The sequence below is a fragment of the Mucilaginibacter sp. Mucisp73 genome (assembly GCF_059491465.1).
In genome coordinates this window covers 4,339,341-4,357,875 of the sequence record NZ_CP168507.1, presented here as the reverse complement: position 1 = coordinate 4,357,875, position 18,535 = coordinate 4,339,341, and the positions used below count along the sequence as shown (strand labels likewise).

Below are 18,535 nucleotides of genomic sequence, written 5' to 3'. Positions count from 1 at the left end.
GTATACAAGCAAATTCGCCGTTCTGAATGCTCTTGTAAAATATAGAATGCGGTTGAACCTCAGGGTTCTCTGCGAGAGACCCTAAGGGGACGTGAAAGTGTGCGATAATGATTTCAAAATTTATCAGGCGATGTGCCTAAAACTCAATAATCATAAAAACATCTAAAGTAAATGGTTTATAAAACGAAGATTTTCATTTGTATGCTGCTGTGTGGCATATGCGGTGGGATGATCAGCGCTCAGGCACAATTGCAAGTGCCGGCTTCTTATGCTTTAATTAAACGGGTGGTGCCCGGTTATGCACAAAATTTTGTTGTTCAACCGCTTTCTGAAAATGAAGCCAAAGATGTTTTTGAAGTAGAAGGTGCTAAAGGCAAAATTGTACTCAGGGGCAATAATGGTATCGCAGTGGCGTCGGCCTTATACTATTATCTCACCGAATATGCACATTGCCAAATCACCTGGAACGGTACAAATCTGAAGCTTCCTGTAAAGTTGCCTATGCCGGCCAAAAGGATTCATAAAACCACGCCTTACCAATACCGGTACTACCTTAACTATTGCACCTATAGCTACAGTATGAGCTGGTGGGACTGGAAACGGTGGGAAAAGGAAATTGACTGGATGGCCTTGCACGGCATCAATATGCCGCTGGCCATAACCGGACAGGAATACGTATGGGATAAAGTTTATAAAGACATGGGCTTTAACAACAAAGATATGCAGGACTTTTTTACCGGGCCCGCATATTTTGGCTGGTTTTATATGGGCAATATAGATAAATGGGACGGCCCGCTGCCCGCAAGCTGGATAACCAGTCACCGGGATTTGCAGATCAAAATATTGCAGCGCGAACGCGAACTGGGGATAAAACCAGTACTTCCGGCATTTACAGGTCACGTGCCGGTATCGTTTAAAAAACATTTCCCGAATGCTAAGCTAAAGCAAACCAACTGGAACAACGGGTTTGCCGATACCTATATCCTTGATTCGGAAGACCCGCTATTTGCGGAGATCGGTAAAAAATTTATACAGGAACAAACCAAGGTTTATGGCACGGATCATTTATACTCTGCCGATACATTTAATGAGAATGAGCCTCCATCAAACGATCCTAAATTCCTTTCGGAACTAAGCGCAAGGGTTTATGACGGCATGAAAGGGGCAGACCCGAAAGCTGTTTGGGTAATGCAGGGCTGGTTATTTTTCAGCGATCGCAAGTTCTGGCAAAATGAGCAGATCAAGGCATTGCTGAATGCTGTACCTGATGATCATATGATTGTGCTTGACCTCAATACCGATTATGAACCGATATGGAAGCGCACCGAAGCATTTTACGGCAAACCCTGGATCTGGAACATGCTGCATAACTATGGCGGTAACAATAGCTTGTTTGGCAGGATAGAGGCCATCGCAACCCAACCCGCGCAGGCTCTTAACGACCCTAAATCAGGAAAAATGCTGGGCATTGGTTTAACTATGGAAGCCATTGAACAAACTCCTGTGCTTTATGAGTTAATGACGCAACACACCTGGCAAAACAAGCCAATTGACCTTGATCAATGGCTGCCAGAGTACTTGTTTAACCGCTATGGTGTAAAGAGCAAGGATGCGCTGGATGCCTGGCAAACACTCAGGGCTACTGTTTTTAACGGCAAAGATATTCGTGACGGTGCCGAATCGATCATTACCGGGCGGCCAACGCTTGATTCGGCCGCTATATGGACACGTACCCGTTTAAATTACAATAGGAAAGACCTGCTGCCAGCCTGGGATAAAATGATTGCAGCTATACCTGAATGTAAACGAAGCAGCGGTTTTAACTATGATTTGGTTGATGTGACCCGGCAGATACTGGCTAACTACGGTCGGCCGATCCAGTTAAAATGGATCAAGGCATATCAAGATAAGGATGAAAAGGCTTTTGATAAATATACTGCCGAATACCTTGACCTGATAACTGATATGGACAGGCTGCTTGCCACCTGTAAAGATTTTATGCTGGGCCCGTGGATAGCGGATGCCCGAAACTGGGGAACTACCCCGGCCGAAAAAGTGCTTTATGAGAAAAACGCCCGTAACCTGATAACGCTTTGGGGGGATGCCAATAGTCCGCTGCATGAATATTCATGCAGGCAGTGGAGTGGATTGCTCAATGACTTTTATAAAGTGCGCTGGCGAAAATTCTTCGATTTATTGAAAGGATCATTTAAAACAGGTAAAGAACCCGATTTTAAACAATTTGACAAATCAATAAGCAATTGGGAATGGCAATGGGTTAATTCGTCCAAAACTTACCCGGTTGCTCCTGCCGGAAACAGCGCTGCAGTTGCAAAACAGCTTTATGAAAAATACAGAACAGACATGGGTAACGATCTTAAATAATGGATACATCAACAGCTAAATCTGCAACTGCCATTGTAAAGCCAGCAAGGTTATTGTCGTTAGACGCCCTTCGTGGGTTTGATATGTTTTGGATTATGAGTGGGGAAGGGGTGGTGCATGCCCTCGCTAAAGCTACCAACTGGCCCCTGCTGGTATGGATGTCGGGACAGCTACATCATACCGAATGGAATGGGATCACCTTTTATGATATGATCTTTCCTTTGTTTTTGTTTATTGCCGGGGTTTCCATGCCTTATTCAATGGGCAATAAAGTTGCTAAACATGGAGTGGCTTACCCTTATCTGTTACCATCCTCATCTAAAGGTGAAATTTATCGTTCCATGGTCAGGCGTACCATTATTCTATTGTTTTTAGGGGTGGTTGTTAACGGCTTGTTTAAGTTTAACGGCCTGGAGAATACCCGCTTTGCAAGTGTGCTGGGGCGGATCGGTCTTGCGTGGTTTTTTGCGGGTGTAATTTATCTCAATTTTGGTACCCGTGGGCAAATTTTATGGTTTGGTATTTTGTTGTTTGGCTATTGGGCAGCAATGGAGTTGATCCCGGTTCCGGGTTACGGGGCAGGGGTTTTAACCATGAATGGCAGCCTGGAATCTTATGTTGATCGTTTATTACTTCCCGGTCGTCTGCATGATAAAGTGCATGACCCAGAGGGTATATTATCTACCATTCCGGCTATTGGTACCGCCATACTGGGGATTTTTACAGGCCAGTTCCTGAAGTTAGAATCTGCTAAATGGCCGATGTGGAAAAAGGGAGTTTGTTTATTAGCAGTCGGTGTTTTATTTATTGGCTTAGGGATGCTTTGGAATCTTGCTTTCCCTATCAATAAGCGCTTATGGACAAGTTCGTTTGTGATGTTTGTAGGTGGTTGGAGCCTGGTTTTCCTGTCGGTATTTTACCTGGTGATAGACGTTGCCGGATATAAAAAATGGGCATTCCCTTTTGTGCTTATTGGTGTAAACTCTATCCTGATTTACCTGGCATCCGAAGGGATGGTTGATTTTCAGCATACGGCCAATTTTTTATTCGGAGGGGTTATCAGCCATCTCGCACAAAGCTGGCAACCGGTTTGGGCCGCCATATCTATTGTATTTGTACAGCTTGCTTTGTTGTACTTTTTATACCGAAATAAGATTTTCCTGAAAATATAAACTAAGAAGCTGTTTGAATGTAGAGACACATAATTGCGTCTCCCGCATGCAAGGTCAAAGTAATTTGAATTCTTTCAACGGCTCTCGTAAGTTTAAATTTTCCCTTAAAGATGCATTGTTGTTTAATCTGCAATGCGTGTTGTTTTGCCCCTCTGGGGCAAAGGATATTCCTATAATTTTTTATGCTACAAACCTTTTGAACCTCTGGTGCACTTGTCCTTAAGAACATCTCAATTAATATCATTTGTCAAATTATACCCCCCCCCCTCTGGTGCACCTGTCCTTAAGTACATTTCAATTAGTATCGTTTATCAGTTTATAAAAATCCCCCAGAGGGGGAAAAGGGTTGTAATAGACAATTTTCAACCTCTTATCCGAACCCCAGAGGGGTTCAACTTACGCTGGTTACTCAATTAGCTATAGCCATTTGACTATTAATTTGTAAGCTAACTTGAGTCTGCGAGTGACGAAATCAGAAAAATAATTAAGATAAAATCGTATTAAATTAGTTAATTGTTAAAATAACACTTAATATTGAATTGTTTTTACCTTTATTATGACCAGGCGCATACTTTTCTTTTTTACACTTGTTTTGATTGGCACAGCTTCACGTGCGCAAAAACAAATGATCCCAAATCCAATAGCCGGGGGATACTTCGCCGATCCAACTATTGTGAAAGATAAAGGCCGCTATTTTATTTATGCCACAATTGATCCCTGGGGCGATAAAGAGCTGGCTGTGCTGGAAACTACCGACTTTATTAAATTTACGCGTCATCATATCAACTGGCCTACTAAACAAGCCTGTAACACTCCAACCTCGCTCAACGAAATGGTTTGGGCGCCATCTGTAGTAAAAGGAAAGGACAATAAATTTTACATGTATGTAGCCGTGGGGGGCGAGGTTTGGGGAGGCGTAAGCAATACACCACTTGGCCCCTGGAAAAATTTAAAAAGCGACAATACGCCTATGGTAAAATCTACAGATTACCCGCAGGTACATAACATAGACCCGGATTGCTTTATTGACGCCGACGGCAGCGCATATCTTTACTGGGGATCGGGGTATAAATGGATTAACGGACATTGTATGGCTGTAAAGCTAAAGGGAGATATGGTTTCGTTCGATGGAGCACCAAAAGATATCACCACACCTCATTTTTTTGAAGGCGCGCATATGGTTAAACGCAACCAAACCTATTACCTCATGTTTTCGGAAGGTAAGGCCATTGATGCCACCTACCAGGTTGGTTACGCCAAAGGAAACAGTCCACTTGGTCCTTTTCAAGAGGATGGGCACAGGGTTATATTGAACACCTCTGCCGATAGCACCGTGATTGGCCCGGGTCATCATACTACTTTTATTGAAAAAGGACAGCGCTATATTTTATATCACCGCATTTTTCCGCAAAAGGAGTCTTTTGTGTTGCGGCAGCTGTGTCTTGATAGTTTAAATTTTGATGCGGATGGCAACATCAAAAAGGTAAGCACCAAAGGAGTACAAAAGTTCAATTAACCTTATAACCTGTTATGATGAAAAAAATAGCCTGTACAGCGCTGTTATTAACACTTGCATTTACCTGGTTTGGAGCCTCTGCACAGCAAAAAGCAGATGCCACAAAACCCAAAAAGATTAGTCCTGACCTTTTCGGGATCTTTTTTGAAGATTTAAGTTATGCGGCAGATGGAGGCCTTTATGCCGAACTTATCCAGAACCGCTCATTTGAGTATAACCCGGCCGATAACCGCGACTGGAATTCAATGACCGCCTGGAAATATCAAACGGACGGTTTTGGCTATGGTACTATTTCTGTAGAAACGGCTGCCCCGGTTCATCCCAATAACCCGCATTATATTTTACTTGATATTCAGGATGAAGGGCAAAAAGGAGTGGGACTTGAAAATTCAGGGTTTGACGGGATCCCTGTAAAGGCAGGTAAAAATTATAATTTTTCAGTTTTTTTAAATGCAATTTCAGATCAGTCTTTACCTGTAAAAGTAGCTCTTGTTGACCGGAAGGGTAAAGAATTAGGTTCTTCCTCATTTACAACATCTGATAAAGGCTGGAAAAAATACGCCGAACAGATTCATGTGAATTTTGATAACGATAGTGCTAAACTGGTATTGCTGATTAAAGCAAAAGGAAAAATCGGGATAGATATGGTGTCATTGTTCCCGGAAGAAACTTTTAAAAATCATAACAATGGATTGCGTGCCGATTTGGCGCAGGTTATTGCCGATATAAAACCAAAGTTTATGCGTTTTCCCGGCGGCTGCCTTACTCATGGGGATGGCGTCGCCAACATTTATCGCTGGAAAAACACCATTGGCCCGGTTGAGCAAAGGGTAGAGCAACGTAATATCTGGAACTATCATCAAACAGCAGGTTTAGGTTATTTTGAATATTTTCAGTTTTGTGAGGACATCGGTGCAAAGCCTGTTCCTGTACTTGCGGCAGGAGTGAGCTGTCAAAACTCCGGCGGTACATGGAAAATAGGTTCTACAGGGCAAAAAGGTATCCCGATGGAGGAAATGAAAGCTTATGTACAGGATGTACTCGATCTGGTAGAATATGCTAACGGGCCCATTACATCTACCTGGGGCGCAAAACGTGCTGCAGCAGGGCACCCGGCACCTTTTAACCTGGAGTACCTCGGCATCGGTAATGAAGATAAGATCACCGGCGTATTTGAAGAACGGTTTAGGATGATCTATGATGCAGTGCACAAAGCCCATCCCGAAATTAAGATTATTGGTACAGTTGGGCCAAGTCCGAAGGGCGAAGATTTTGATAAAGGCTGGAAGTTGGCCGATCAGCTTTCGGTTGGTATTGTTGATGAGCATTATTATGAAAAGCCGCAATGGTTTTTAAAAAATACCCAGCGTTATGATGCATACAACAGGCTCAGGTCAAAAGTTTACATAGGCGAATATGCTTCCTGGGGCAATACCTTGTTTAATGCCTTATCAGAAGCGGTTTACATGACCAGTTTAGAACGTAACGGAGACGTGGTTAGAATGGCGTCATATGCACCGCTTATTGCCAGGATAGGCCATACATCATGGAACCCCAATTTGATATATTTTAATGGTAGCAAGGTTTTCCCAACGGTAAACTATTATGTTCAGCAGCAGTTTGCTGCCAATTCGGGTAATGAGTATTTACCGGATGTAATAAAATTGAAAGGCGAAAAAGCGGCTCTTGACACCACGGCAGGTGTTTCAACCTTGCGCGACTCTGCGACTGGCGATCTGATCCTGAAAATTGCCAATGCCGGTAATGCTCCCGTTTCGGGAGAGGCAGACCTGTCAAAAATTGGTCAGCTACCCCAATCGGCAACGCTTACTGTTATTACAGGCAATCCGGACGTAAAGAATTCCGCCGATACCCCGCAAGCTATCGTCCCACAATCATCAGTAATAAAATTGCAAAAGAAGTGGGCTTTCACCGTACCTGCCTATTCATTGACGGTTGTCAGAATTAGCAGCAGAGAGATAGAAAAGCACAAATAATTATCCTGAATATTCGAAAAAAACAAACCAATTATACATGAAAAAAATAGTTTTACTGGGCGTTTTGGTCAGCTTTTACACGGCGGTCATGGCACAGTCGCAGCAAAAATTCAGCGCCTACCTGTTTACTTATTTCACAGGGAGCAAAGGTGGCGAAGAAATTCGTTTTGCTTTGAGTAACGATGGTTATCATTTCCGTGCGCTGAATAACAATCGCCCGGTTTTAAATTCGGCCGATATCAGCGCTACCGGCGGTGTACGTGACCCGCATATTATGCGTGCCGCCGACGGTAAAACTTTTTATATGGTTGCCACAGACATGAATACAGAAAAATATGGCTGGGGACCGGATTATTCCATGGTATTGCTCAAATCAACCGACTTGGTACACTGGAGTTCGAAAACAATTGATATCACCAAACTTTATGAAAAATTTGCGGGTGTGAACAGGGTATGGGCACCGCAAACCATTTATGATCCGCAGAAGAAACAGTATATGATCTACTGGTCGATGCGTTTTGGCGAAGAGGCCGATAAGATCTATTATGCTTATGCCAATAAGGATTTTACAGGTCTTGAAACCGAGCCTAAACAGCTTTTCTTTAAGCCGGATGGCGGTGCCTGTATAGACGGCGATATTGTTTACAAGAACAATAAATATTACCTGTTTTTCAAAACAGAGGGATCAGGTGCAGGTATAAAAATAGCCGTATCGGATAAGCTAACTTCTGGCTATGTATTGCTTGATAAATACGTACAGCAAACCAAAGACCCGGTAGAAGGGGCGGGTACTTTTAAATTAAACGATGGCAGCGGTTATATTTTGATGTATGACCTATATACACAAGGTAAATACCAATTTACCAGGACAACCGATCTTGAAAACTTTAAACTGATTGACGACGAGGTGTCCATGAATTTCCATCCGCGCCATGGTACGGTGATGCCAATAACTTCAAAGGAAGCGGCGGCATTAACTGCCAAATGGGAGACGGCTGAAGATGTCATACTTTCGCCACTTAACAAGCAGATTAAAACCATCAATATTGTTTTAGATACGGCGAACCATAAAGCTCACCTGCCTGTAATGCCGGGTACTGATTTAAAATCATTTGATCCTCATTTTACCTTGTTTCCAGGTGTTACTATCAGCCCGGCAAAACCGCAGGATTTTACCAAAGGCCCGGTTAAATATTCTGTAACTATAGCAGGTAAAAAAGCGCAGGTTTTTGAGGTTACTGCCCAGGAAACCCATAACCCGGCTATTGCAGGATACTATGCCGATCCGGAGATCCTGTACGCCGAAAAAACGGGTAAATTTTATATCTATCCTACCAGCGATGGTTTTGATGGCTGGTCGGGCAAGTATTTCAAGGCTTTTTCTTCGGATGATATGGTGAACTGGAAAGATGGGGGTAAAATTCTTGATTTGCCGCAGGATGTGAGCTGGGCAAAAAAGAATGCCTGGGCTCCTTGTATCATCGAAAAAAAGATTGGCAATGAGTATAAATACTTCTACTATTTTGCCGCCGCTCAAAAAATAGGAGTGGCGACGGCAAATGATCCGGCAGGGCCGTTTACTGACTCCGGTAAACCTTTGATAGCACAATTGCCTGAAGGTGTTAAAGGCGGACAGCAGATTGACGCCGATGTTTTTGCCGATCCGCAAACAGGTAAAAACTATTTGTACTGGGGCAATGGCTATATGGCAGTGGCCGAGTTAAACGATGATATGATTTCATTAAAACCGGGTACTACCAAAATCCTTACTCCTTACTCGCATTATAACGAAGGTACATACGTGTTTTACCGCAATGGAACTTATTACTTCATGTGGTCTGAAAATGATACCCGGAGTCCTAATTATAGTGTGCATTATGGTACTTCTAAATCTCCACTTGGGCCAATAGAGGTTCCGGAGCAAAATACAGTTATCGCCAAAGATGCAGCAAAAGGTATTTACGGAACCGGCCATAACTCAGTGATCCAGATCCCGGGTACCGATGAATGGTATATTGTTTATCACCGGTTCAACTACCCCAAAGGCATTACCATGGGCGATGCCGCAGGATACAACCGTGAGGTATGTATTGATAAAATGGAATTTGATGGCAATGGATTGATCAAACAGGTACCCCCTACACATGAAGGTATAAAACCTGTACAGGTTAAAAAGTAACCTCGGTTTATATAAATAATGGTATAGCTGCTATGTGAACGTATTGAAGGTTCACATGGCAGCTTTTGTTTTATATAAAATTAAACACGTATTAGCTTTAAGCTTTGTGCCTTCCGCTTTAAGCTACTAAAAATATGTTCCGTTTTTTACAATTTGACGACTTCGTTGTATCCTATATTTGTAATCATGGTTTTCAAAGAGATGCTTCCGGAGCCAAGGCTGCAGCCTTACATCAAGTGCTTCTATCTGTATGAATCTGATTCGGACAGAAGCTACGATGATATTGTGTTCCCGAGCGGTACCATGGAGGTAATCTTTAACCTCGGTGCCGGAAATTGGAAATCAAAGAAAGGTGATACATTTTTTACCACTCCTCCAGTTGAACTTTGGGGCCAGATCACTAAACCTTTGCCCATTCAATCTGTAGGGCGCAATATTATGCTCGGCTTCCGTTTTTACCCGCATTCGGCTGCTTACTTTTTTGATGAAAATGTATCAGAATTTAACAACGAAATTGTTGATGCCACGCACGTATTCGGACCTAAATTAAGAACGCTTTATTTAAAATTATTGGAGACCGCCGACCTGAATGCGAAGGTGGCCATGATTGAAGATTATTTGCGGAGCCGTTTATCGGCAACCGAAAAAAAGCATTCGAAGATCAAATTTATCGGGGATATTGTCAGTAGTCTTAAAAAGAATTACAGCGACGATAATATCCTGTCTATTTCCAGCCGTTATAACATTTCCTCACGGCACCTTAATACCCTTTTTTCGCAGTATACAGGTTTACCGCCAAAATTATTTTACAAAATAAACCGCTTTCAGCATAGCCTTAACCTGGTTAGCGCTAATGAAGAAAAGCTAACGAATGTAGCCTACAGCGCCGGTTATTTTGACCAGGCACATTTTATAAAGGAATTTAAGCTTTTTACAGGTTTTACACCTAACTCATTTGCTGCTCAGGCGTCGCCTATAAACCAGGCGTTAGCAGGCAGTTAATACTCTTCCGTTTTATACAATTTTGGGCTATTCGAGCCACATAGTTTTGCTGATATAAAAAAACAACAAAATGAAATCAGCAAAAACACCACAGGAGGTGCACGCGGTACTTGCAGCCGCTTTTAACACCAAAGATGTAAATGTAGTTATGAATGTGTATGATGCCAACGGTATTATTTTTCCCGAGCCGGGAAAAGAAGTATCAGGCAAGGCTCAATTTGAAGAGGCCGTTAAAAGCATCTGTGCGGTTCCGGGAGTAATGGAAATCAAAACCGTTTACTGTCTGCAATCGGGCGATGTAGCGGTAGGCCGGTCGGAGTGGAGCGTCACCGACAATGGCAAAATACAGATTGCCGCAAAAGGGATAGAGTTAATGAAACAACAACCCGACGGCAGCTGGAAAATTGTCATCGATCATGCATTCGGAGCTGAGGCTAATCTCGTAGCCTGATTTTCTCTATCTGAAACAAAAAATGGCCGGATTTATCCGGCCATTTTTTGTTTCACCTTTCACCTTTCACCTTTCACCTTTCACCTTTCACCTTTCACCTTTCACCTTTCACCTTTCACCTTTCACCTTTCACCTTTCACCTTTCACTAATCTCTTCCGTTTTATACAATTTTTAGAAAAATGCTCAAGCTAATTTTGAGCATAAAATAAAAACAAGAACATGAAAAATAGATTCAATGAATTTTTAGCCCTGCATCATCAAACCGAACCTTTGCAAATTGGCAATGTATGGAATGCACAAAGCGCCCAGGTTTATGATAAATTAAATTTTAAAGCAATCGGCACATCAAGCGCGGCTGTTGCCAGCTCATTAGGCTTTGCAGATGGCGAAGAGATGAGTTTTGAGGATTACCTTTTTGTTGTTAAACGCATAGCTGCAACAACATCAGCCATGTTAACTGTGGACCTGGAGGGAGGTTACGGTGATACACCGGAGGCAATCTGCAGTAACATCACTAAACTATACAATATTGGCGTGGTGGGGATCAATATAGAGGATTCGATAGTGGTGAATGGCCAGCGAAGTATTGTTGATGCCGAAGGCTTTGCCACAAAACTTAAACAGGTAACCTCATTGTTAACTGCCACAGGGGTAGAGGTATTTATAAATGTAAGGACCGATTCCTTTTTGCTTGGTTTACCTAACGCATTGGAAGACGCTTTGACCCGTACTAAACTTTACCAGGATGCAGGTGTGCACGGTTTGTTTTTTCCGTGCATTACCCAAATAGCAGATATTGAAAAAATAACGGCCTTATCGCGCCTCCCGGTTAGCGTAATGTGTATGCCCGGCCTTCCGGATTTTAAAGCGTTGCAAAATGCGGGCATTAAAAGGATTAGCGCAGGCCCATTTTTGAATATGAACATCTACCGGTCACTGGAAAATTTGATTGAAAAAATAACAGCCGAAAATAGCTTTGCAGCCCTTTTTAACGGGGCTGCCAGTTAACAGGCGAATAAAAGTGCTACATAATTAAAAACCTAATTGCATTGTTTTACCTTATTATAAGGTAGTTTAATAATCTACAAAATAAGTTTAGGTTAAAGTCCCGGCAGCGAACGTTAGGGACTTTTTGTTGTTATGGAACTTATCTTCAAAAAGTTTCAGCTAATCCGATCAGTAAACAAATTCTGTAAATAAGCCTGCAGAACTTTAAAGTGTTAATTCATTTTATTGCAATAATTATATAAAGTCTATGGTTTTAGTAGAACTTATATATATTTGCATCGTCAAATCGGTTCTTTGAATATTTTAATTATCAAGAAAGACTGAGGGAAAGGCCCTGTGATGTCTTAGCAACCTGTAAGCCCACTGTTATAAAGGTGCTAATTCCTGTCTGCCCAAAATAGGGTAGAAAAGATAATGTAATACGCTATGGCCTTGTATAGTGCAAGATGTTGTATACTTCTTTTTCCTCTTCATTTTTCTTGCTAATTAAAATATTGAAAATATCACCGGGATGATATTACGGTTTAACCTGTATAGCAATGAACATTAAACAATTACTTTTTACCTGTTTGCTTTTTATAACAACATTGCCGGCTGTTGCGCAGACCACCAAGGCAATTGATCCGACAGCTGACGACCGCGGTTATATCATAAAAACCGGTGATCTTGCTCCTGCCGATTTTGAGCTCGTATTGACCAATGGTACAAAAACTTCTTTAACGAAGTTGCGTGGTAAGGTGGTTATCCTGCAGTTTACTGCAAGCTGGTGCAGCGTATGCAGAGAAGAAATGCCGCATTTGGAAAAAGAGATCTGGCAGGCTTATAAAGATAAAGGCCTTGTTCTAATTGGCGTTGATCGCGATGAACCGCTCAATAAAGTAAAAAGTTTTCACCAGGTCATGAATATAAGCTATCCGTTGGCACTTGATCCTGGTGCTGAGATTTTTGGCCGGTTTGCCAGCAAAAAGAGCGGTGTTACCCGCAATGTGGTTATCGATCGGGATGGGAAAATTGTTTACCTCACCCGCTTGTACGATAAACAGGAATTTGGATCCATGTTAAAAGCTGTGGACGCTTTGGTAAACAACAAAACAGCGTCCATCAATTAAAAAGAATCTATCAGTACTTATTTAATACCCGTTTTATGAAAACAGAATCTACTTTTTTACACAAGAAAACTTTCGTTTCGGAAAGCCAGTCAATCTGCAAATCCTTCTGTCTCAATATGAAAAGCATGCATTGTTGCTGTTATCATTTACAGCATGCATGGTGTTTAAATGCGGGCTTGCTGCAGCTTGTCTTAGCTTAATAATTACCATCCCCTAATCAATTCTTTACAGTTACGATAGGCTTATGAGCCGGGCAAATTATGCCCGCTAAGGCGATAGCCATGTCTTTTGTACCGGTAAAGGCATCAAAAATTAATCTCAATTATTAATTATCATGTTAAAAATTTACAGGCTATTACTGGCAATTATATTGCCTTTTATTCTCGTCCAGACGGTTGCGGGGCAATCCGTTAAAATTAGCGGAGTGGTAACCGCCAAGTCGGACGGCCTACCGTTGCCGGGCGTTAGCGTATCTGTTAAAGGTAAAACCACGGGCGCACAAACCAATGTTGATGGTAAGTTTATCATCAACGCCAATGTTAATGATGTGCTTAGGGTTAGCTACATTGGCTTTACAACCCAGGAGATCCCGATTACGCAAGGCATAACTACCTTAAACGTGGTTTTGGTTGAAGCACCAAATTCTCTGAATGAGGTAGTGATAACGGCCCTCAATATCTCAAAGGATAAAAAATCGCTTGGATATGCGGTACAAGGTTTAAAATCGAAAGATATTTCTGAGGCAAAGGAAACCAACTTTGTAAACGCGCTGGCTGGTAAAATTGCCGGTGTGCAGGTTACCAACAGCCAGGGCGATATGGGCTCATCCCGTATCATTATCCGTGGAGAAACGTCTATCTCACGGGAAAATCAACCTTTATTTGTAGTTGACGGGGTTATTGTTGATAATAGCCAGTTTTTGGGCACTAATGGTTCAAGAGATTTCTCCAATGCCATTTCTGATTTAAATTCTGAAGACATTGAATCGGTAAGTGTATTGAAAGGCCCGAACGCTGCAGCGCTTTACGGCTCACGTGCTGCTGCGGGTGTTATTCTCGTCCGTACCAAAACAGGCAAAGGCGCGAAGGGATTAGGTGTTACCGTAAATTCAAACACCAGTTTTTCGAACGTACAGATCCTACCTGATTATCAAAACCAATATGGACAAGGTTCAAACGGTAAATTCAGCTATGTAGATGGTAAAGGCGGTGGCATTAACGACGGTGTTGACGAAAGCTGGGGCCCTGCTTTGGATGGTTCGCTGATCCCGCAGTTTTATTCAAATGGCCAGGCAGTACCTTTCGTGGCTCATCCCGATAACGTAAAAGACTTTTTTAAAACCGGTGTAACGCTTAATAACGGTATCGCCATAGCAAGCAGCAGCGATAAAAGCGATTTCAGGTTATCATATAATAACCTGCACCAAACCGGTATTGTGCCTAATACTTCACAAGGGCGTAACTCGTTTGCTTTAAACTCAAGCTACCGCATCAATAATAAATTAACAGTAAATACTATTGTTGATTACAGCAAGGATGATGCTGATAACCTTCCTGGCGCATATGGAAAACGTGCAACCAGCACCATGCTGCAGTTTACCTGGTTTGGCCGCCAGGTTGATATCAACAGGCTTAAAAATTACAAGGATGCCAATGGTAATACCTTTAACTGGAATAATAGTTACTATAGCAACCCTTACTGGCTCGCCTATGAAAATACAGTAGGGCAGCATAAAAATCACCTGATAGGTAGCATCGAATTGAACTATAAGATCATTGATGGTCTATCGGCCAACTTCCGCACCGGAACGGATTATTATAACGATCGTCGTAAGATCAAAGTGGCGTACGGCACCAACGGAACACCATTTGGCTCATATGAAGAGGATGCTTACAGTGTAAATGAAAACAATACCGAAGCCAGATTACAATACACCAAAAAGCTGAATAACGATTTCTCGCTTGATGTATTTGGCGGCGGTAACATAGCCGTCAGAACAAATGAACGTAATGATCAACTGGCACCTAAACTTGCAGTTGCAGGTTTATATACCTTGAGTAACTCGCGCGATCCCCTGGTTTCAACTAATGAGTATTATAAATCTAAAACCTACAGCTACTTCGGTTCGGCCCAGATTGGTTTCAGGAATTACGCTTTCGTCAATTTTACAACCCGTAATGATTGGTCATCAACTTTACCGGCAGATGCACTGTCATATTTCTACCCTTCCATTAACGGAAGTTTAGTACTGTCAGAAGTATTGGACATTAAAAGTGATGTCCTTACTTATGCAAAGGTAAGAGGCGGTTGGTCAAAAGTAGGCAAGCCTGCTGATCCTTATCAGTTGTTCAATGTTTTCACATCTTCAAACCTTTTTGGCTCAAATCCCCAGCAAAGTTCAGGATCTACTTATCAGAATTATCGTCTTAAACCCGAAACCACAAGGTCAGCAGAGGCTGGTTTTGAATTGGGATTTTTCCACGATAGGGTGCACTTAGACGTAAGTGGCTATAATACTAACAGCGTTAATCAGATTCTTACAGTACAGGTAAGTTCATCAACAGGTTATGGCTATAAAGTAATAAATGGGGGGCGTATCAACAATAAAGGCATTGAGGTACAGTTGGGTATTACTCCAATTAAATCGAATAGCTTTACCTGGGATATAACCACCAACTATTCGTTAAATCGTGGCAAGGTTGTCTCGCTTGATGCTGACGGCCGCCTGCAAAACGTCGTTTTGGGTACAGATCGTACAGTACAGGTTTTAGCAGCCGTTGGTCAGCCCTATGGTGCGTTGTATGGTACCGCCTACACACGTAATGCTTCAGGCCAGATCGTTATTGATGCCAATGGTACACCTGTATTTAATACCACCAAACGTTACCTGGGTAAATTTACTCCAAATTGGCTGGGAAGCATCAATAACAGCTTTACCTACAAAGGCATTAACCTGAGCTTTTTGGTTGACGCGCGTTTCGGTGGATCCATCTACTCAAACACCAACCGTACTGGTACCTATACCGGCGTACTGGCCTCTACCTTGCCAGGGCGCGGTGCTGCTAATGGTGGTTTAAGCTATTACTATCCGGATAATAAAACAACAAATCCAGCGGTGCAGGTAACCGGCGCAGCTCCGGCGGGTGTAACCATTTATAATGATGGTATGATATTTAAAGGTGTAAAGGCTGATGGTTCGCCAAACACCATTATCATCCCTGCGCAATCATATTACAAAGGCTTTACCAATATTGACGAAGCATTTGTTTACGATGCCTCATACATTAAACTTCGCGAAGTAAAACTGGGATACTCTTTACCCGCTAAATGGGTGAATAAAATAGGCTTCCAGGGAGCTACATTTTCGGTAGTTGGCCGTAATCTGTGGATCATCCATAAAAACGCACCGAACATTGATCCGGAAACAGCCTTTAATGCCGGCAACGGACAGGGCCTTGAAGACCTTACCCTGCCTACCGTGCGTAACATCGGTTTTAATGTAAACCTTAAATTCTAAAACATCATGAAACTTAAATATATCAGCATATTATCCGCCGCGGTTTTATTATCGGTAACATCGTGCAAAAAGGAACTTGCCAGGATCAATCAAAACCCTAACGGCTCGCAAACGGCGCAGCCAGATTACTTGTTGACAGCAGCTACTAAAGCCACTTCTGATACTTATTGGGGCGTAGCCAATAACATGGATGCCAGCTTGCTTTTTGTGCAATACTGGTCTAAAATTCAATATACCGACCCCGACAGGTATATTTATGCCAGCAGTGCGTTTGAGGAGCTTTGGAGCACGGGCTATTCAAAGAGCATTGTAAACCTTAACCAGATCATCAAACTTGCCGATGCCCAGGGTAATACCAATTACAAAGGCGTTGTGCTTGTACTGCGTTCATGGACATTTAGCTTATTAACAGAGGCTTATGGAAATATTCCTTACAAGCAGGCCACCAACATAGATCAGTACCTTACGCCCGCTTATGATGCCCAAAAAGATGTTTATTTTGCTTTATTAGATGATTTGAAAGCCGCTCAAACAGCGCTTGATCCATCAGGCAAAGCTATAGCAGGCGACGTGATCTATGGCAACAATATTGCTTCATGGAAAAAGTTTGCCAACTCGTTAAGGCTTCGCATCGCCCTGCGCATTGCCGATAGGGAACCGGCAAAAGCTAAGCAAGTGTTAGACGATATCAAAACCGAGGGTGGCTCGTACATCAGCTCAAATACTGAAACCGCGCAGTTTACTTATGTTGATTCGCCAAATCAAAACCCGGTGAGCAACCTGTTTGATACCCGTGACGATTACCGCATCAGCAAAACTATAGTTGATAAGCTGTTTGCGCTTAATGATCCACGCTTATCAATATATGCCGCCAAAACGCAGGACCCCACACCTCAAAACTATGTTGGCTTGCCAAATGGCTTGTTAGTGGGTGATGCCAGCAGTTACGGCTTTACTAAAACTTCAAAACCAGGCACCTATTTTAGAGCTCCGCATGCCCCGGCCGTAATATTAAGCTACGCCGAAAGCTTGTTTGATAGGGCTGAAGCTGCCGCTCGCGGTTTTACTACCGAAGATGCCGCTTCATTATACAGTCAGGCGATTACTGCTGCATTGACACAATACAGTATTGCTTCCGCTGATATCGCTACTTATATAGCGCAACCGGCAGTGCAATATGATGCCTCTAATTATAAAAAATCAATTGGCGAGCAAAAATGGTTAGCCTTGTTTGGCCAGGGATTGGAAGGCTGGACCGAATGGCGCAGACTTGATTATCCTCAACTGCAACCCGCCGTTGCAGGTACACTGAATGGTAAAATACCGGTAAGGTTTATTTATCCAGGTACAGAGCAATCGCTGAACAAAACTAATTACCAGTCGGCAGTGGCAGCACAGGGAGCCGATGCGCTTACCACAAAGCTTTGGTTTGATGTACACTAAACAAGTGTCGCTTCATAAAATAAAACGGGTTTCTCCAAAAGGAAATCCGTTTTTTATTGAAAATAAAGCTGAAATTTGCGACATGGCTTTAGCCCTGTTTTTAAGATTAACAAAAAAACAAGAAATTCCGGAGATCAGCGTTTCTCATCAGGAAGATTACAACAAATTATAGCGAGTGAAGATAGAAGAAACCGTGATTTTGGTTGATCGCGATGATCAGGAAATTGGCACTATGGAAAAAATGGAGGCGCATCTTCAGGGGAGCCTGCACCGTGCCTTTTCAGTTTTTATTTTTAATAAAAAAGGAGAGCTGCTATTACAGCAACGCGCCGAAGGCAAATATCACTCGGGTGGTAAATGGACAAACACCTGCTGCAGCCATCCAAGGCCCGGCGAACTCACATTTGCAGCAGCCCATCGCAGGCTACAGGAGGAGATGGGAATGGCCGCCGAACTTAACTTTGTATTTTCTTTTGTTTACTGTGCAGCTATCCAGGACGACCTGGTTGAAAATGAATACGATCATGTGTTTTTTGGCATCACCGATGCTTTGCCGATCCCTGACCATGACGAGGTCTCCTCATTTAAATACATAACGATGGCCCGGCTGGCAGTCGACCTGAAAGAAAACCCGGGCGATTATACCAGGTGGCTCGCCATATGTTTCGACGAGGTAATGAATCATTATCAGCAATTACAGATCACTGATGGGCTGTGATCGTCGTCGTAAATAACGCCGGACTGATAATTTGCTA

At 42.6% G+C, this 18,535-nt stretch carries 13 protein-coding genes and 1 riboswitch; all 13 genes read left to right on the top strand.

Annotated features, from left to right (window positions below):
* Positions 1-171: 171 nt before the first annotated feature.
* Entirely contained in the window at positions 172-2,385 is a 2,214-nt protein-coding gene (locus tag ACEN82_RS18090; RefSeq protein ID WP_413320348.1) for an alpha-N-acetylglucosaminidase, read from the top strand.
* A complete protein-coding gene (locus ACEN82_RS18085) occupies positions 2,385-3,557 on the top strand; it encodes an acyltransferase family protein (protein ID WP_413320350.1) in 1,173 nt (390 codons plus the stop codon). Before ACEN82_RS18090 ends, ACEN82_RS18085 begins: the two co-directional genes overlap by 1 nt.
* A gap of 556 nt (positions 3,558-4,113) precedes the next feature.
* A complete protein-coding gene (locus ACEN82_RS18080; protein ID WP_413320352.1) occupies positions 4,114-5,073 on the top strand; it encodes a family 43 glycosylhydrolase in 960 nt (319 codons plus the stop codon).
* 14 nt (positions 5,074-5,087) lie between these two features.
* Positions 5,088-7,070 carry an alpha-L-arabinofuranosidase family protein gene (locus ACEN82_RS18075; RefSeq protein ID WP_413320354.1) on the top strand — a complete coding sequence of 661 codons (1,983 nt, stop codon included), beginning with the start codon at positions 5,088-5,090 and terminating at the stop codon, positions 7,068-7,070.
* Positions 7,071-7,107: 37 nt separating this feature from the next.
* A complete protein-coding gene (locus tag ACEN82_RS18070) occupies positions 7,108-9,249 on the top strand; it encodes a glycoside hydrolase family 43 protein (RefSeq protein WP_413320356.1) in 2,142 nt (713 codons plus the stop codon).
* A 186-nt stretch (positions 9,250-9,435) separates the two neighbouring features.
* On the top strand, positions 9,436-10,251 hold the full coding sequence (locus ACEN82_RS18065; protein ID WP_090531577.1) for a helix-turn-helix domain-containing protein: 816 nt from the start codon (positions 9,436-9,438) through the stop codon (positions 10,249-10,251).
* 70 nt (positions 10,252-10,321) lie between these two features.
* Entirely contained in the window at positions 10,322-10,702 is a 381-nt protein-coding gene (locus tag ACEN82_RS18060) for a YybH family protein (RefSeq protein WP_090531576.1), read from the top strand.
* A gap of 220 nt (positions 10,703-10,922) precedes the next feature.
* Positions 10,923-11,711, top strand: coding sequence for an isocitrate lyase/PEP mutase family protein (locus tag ACEN82_RS18055; RefSeq protein ID WP_413320358.1), 789 nt, complete (start codon positions 10,923-10,925; stop codon positions 11,709-11,711).
* 304 nt (positions 11,712-12,015) lie between these two features.
* Positions 12,016-12,129, top strand: a riboswitch (SAM riboswitch).
* Positions 12,130-12,250: 121 nt separating this feature from the next.
* Positions 12,251-12,820, top strand: a complete 570-nt coding sequence (locus ACEN82_RS18050) for a TlpA disulfide reductase family protein (RefSeq protein ID WP_413320360.1) — start codon at positions 12,251-12,253, stop codon at positions 12,818-12,820.
* 334 nt (positions 12,821-13,154) lie between these two features.
* Complete coding sequence (locus ACEN82_RS18045) at positions 13,155-16,337, top strand: SusC/RagA family TonB-linked outer membrane protein (RefSeq protein ID WP_413320362.1); 3,183 nt, start codon at positions 13,155-13,157, stop codon at positions 16,335-16,337.
* A gap of 6 nt (positions 16,338-16,343) precedes the next feature.
* Positions 16,344-17,780 carry a SusD/RagB family nutrient-binding outer membrane lipoprotein gene (locus tag ACEN82_RS18040; protein ID WP_413320364.1) on the top strand — a complete coding sequence of 479 codons (1,437 nt, stop codon included), beginning with the start codon at positions 16,344-16,346 and terminating at the stop codon, positions 17,778-17,780.
* Positions 17,770-17,952, top strand: a complete 183-nt coding sequence (locus ACEN82_RS18035; protein WP_413320366.1) for a hypothetical protein — start codon at positions 17,770-17,772, stop codon at positions 17,950-17,952. Before ACEN82_RS18040 ends, ACEN82_RS18035 begins: the two co-directional genes overlap by 11 nt.
* Positions 17,953-17,955: 3 nt before the next feature.
* Entirely contained in the window at positions 17,956-18,498 is a 543-nt protein-coding gene (idi, locus tag ACEN82_RS18030) for an isopentenyl-diphosphate Delta-isomerase (RefSeq protein ID WP_413320368.1), read from the top strand.
* Positions 18,499-18,535: the final 37 nt, after the last annotated feature.

Coding starts and splice junctions, on each gene's coding strand:
- ACEN82_RS18080 (WP_413320352.1), top strand. CDS start 4,114: ATGACCAGGCGCATACTTTTCTTTTTTACACTTGTTTTGATTGGCACA.
- ACEN82_RS18085 (WP_413320350.1), top strand. CDS start 2,385: ATGGATACATCAACAGCTAAATCTGCAACTGCCATTGTAAAGCCAGCA.
- ACEN82_RS18045 (WP_413320362.1), top strand. CDS start 13,155: ATGTTAAAAATTTACAGGCTATTACTGGCAATTATATTGCCTTTTATT.
- ACEN82_RS18050 (WP_413320360.1), top strand. CDS start 12,251: ATGAACATTAAACAATTACTTTTTACCTGTTTGCTTTTTATAACAACA.
- ACEN82_RS18065 (WP_090531577.1), top strand. CDS start 9,436: ATGGTTTTCAAAGAGATGCTTCCGGAGCCAAGGCTGCAGCCTTACATC.
- ACEN82_RS18035 (WP_413320366.1), top strand. CDS start 17,770: ATGTACACTAAACAAGTGTCGCTTCATAAAATAAAACGGGTTTCTCCA.
- ACEN82_RS18060 (WP_090531576.1), top strand. CDS start 10,322: ATGAAATCAGCAAAAACACCACAGGAGGTGCACGCGGTACTTGCAGCC.
- ACEN82_RS18040 (WP_413320364.1), top strand. CDS start 16,344: ATGAAACTTAAATATATCAGCATATTATCCGCCGCGGTTTTATTATCG.
- ACEN82_RS18075 (WP_413320354.1), top strand. CDS start 5,088: ATGATGAAAAAAATAGCCTGTACAGCGCTGTTATTAACACTTGCATTT.
- ACEN82_RS18090 (WP_413320348.1), top strand. CDS start 172: ATGGTTTATAAAACGAAGATTTTCATTTGTATGCTGCTGTGTGGCATA.
- ACEN82_RS18055 (WP_413320358.1), top strand. CDS start 10,923: ATGAAAAATAGATTCAATGAATTTTTAGCCCTGCATCATCAAACCGAA.
- ACEN82_RS18070 (WP_413320356.1), top strand. CDS start 7,108: ATGAAAAAAATAGTTTTACTGGGCGTTTTGGTCAGCTTTTACACGGCG.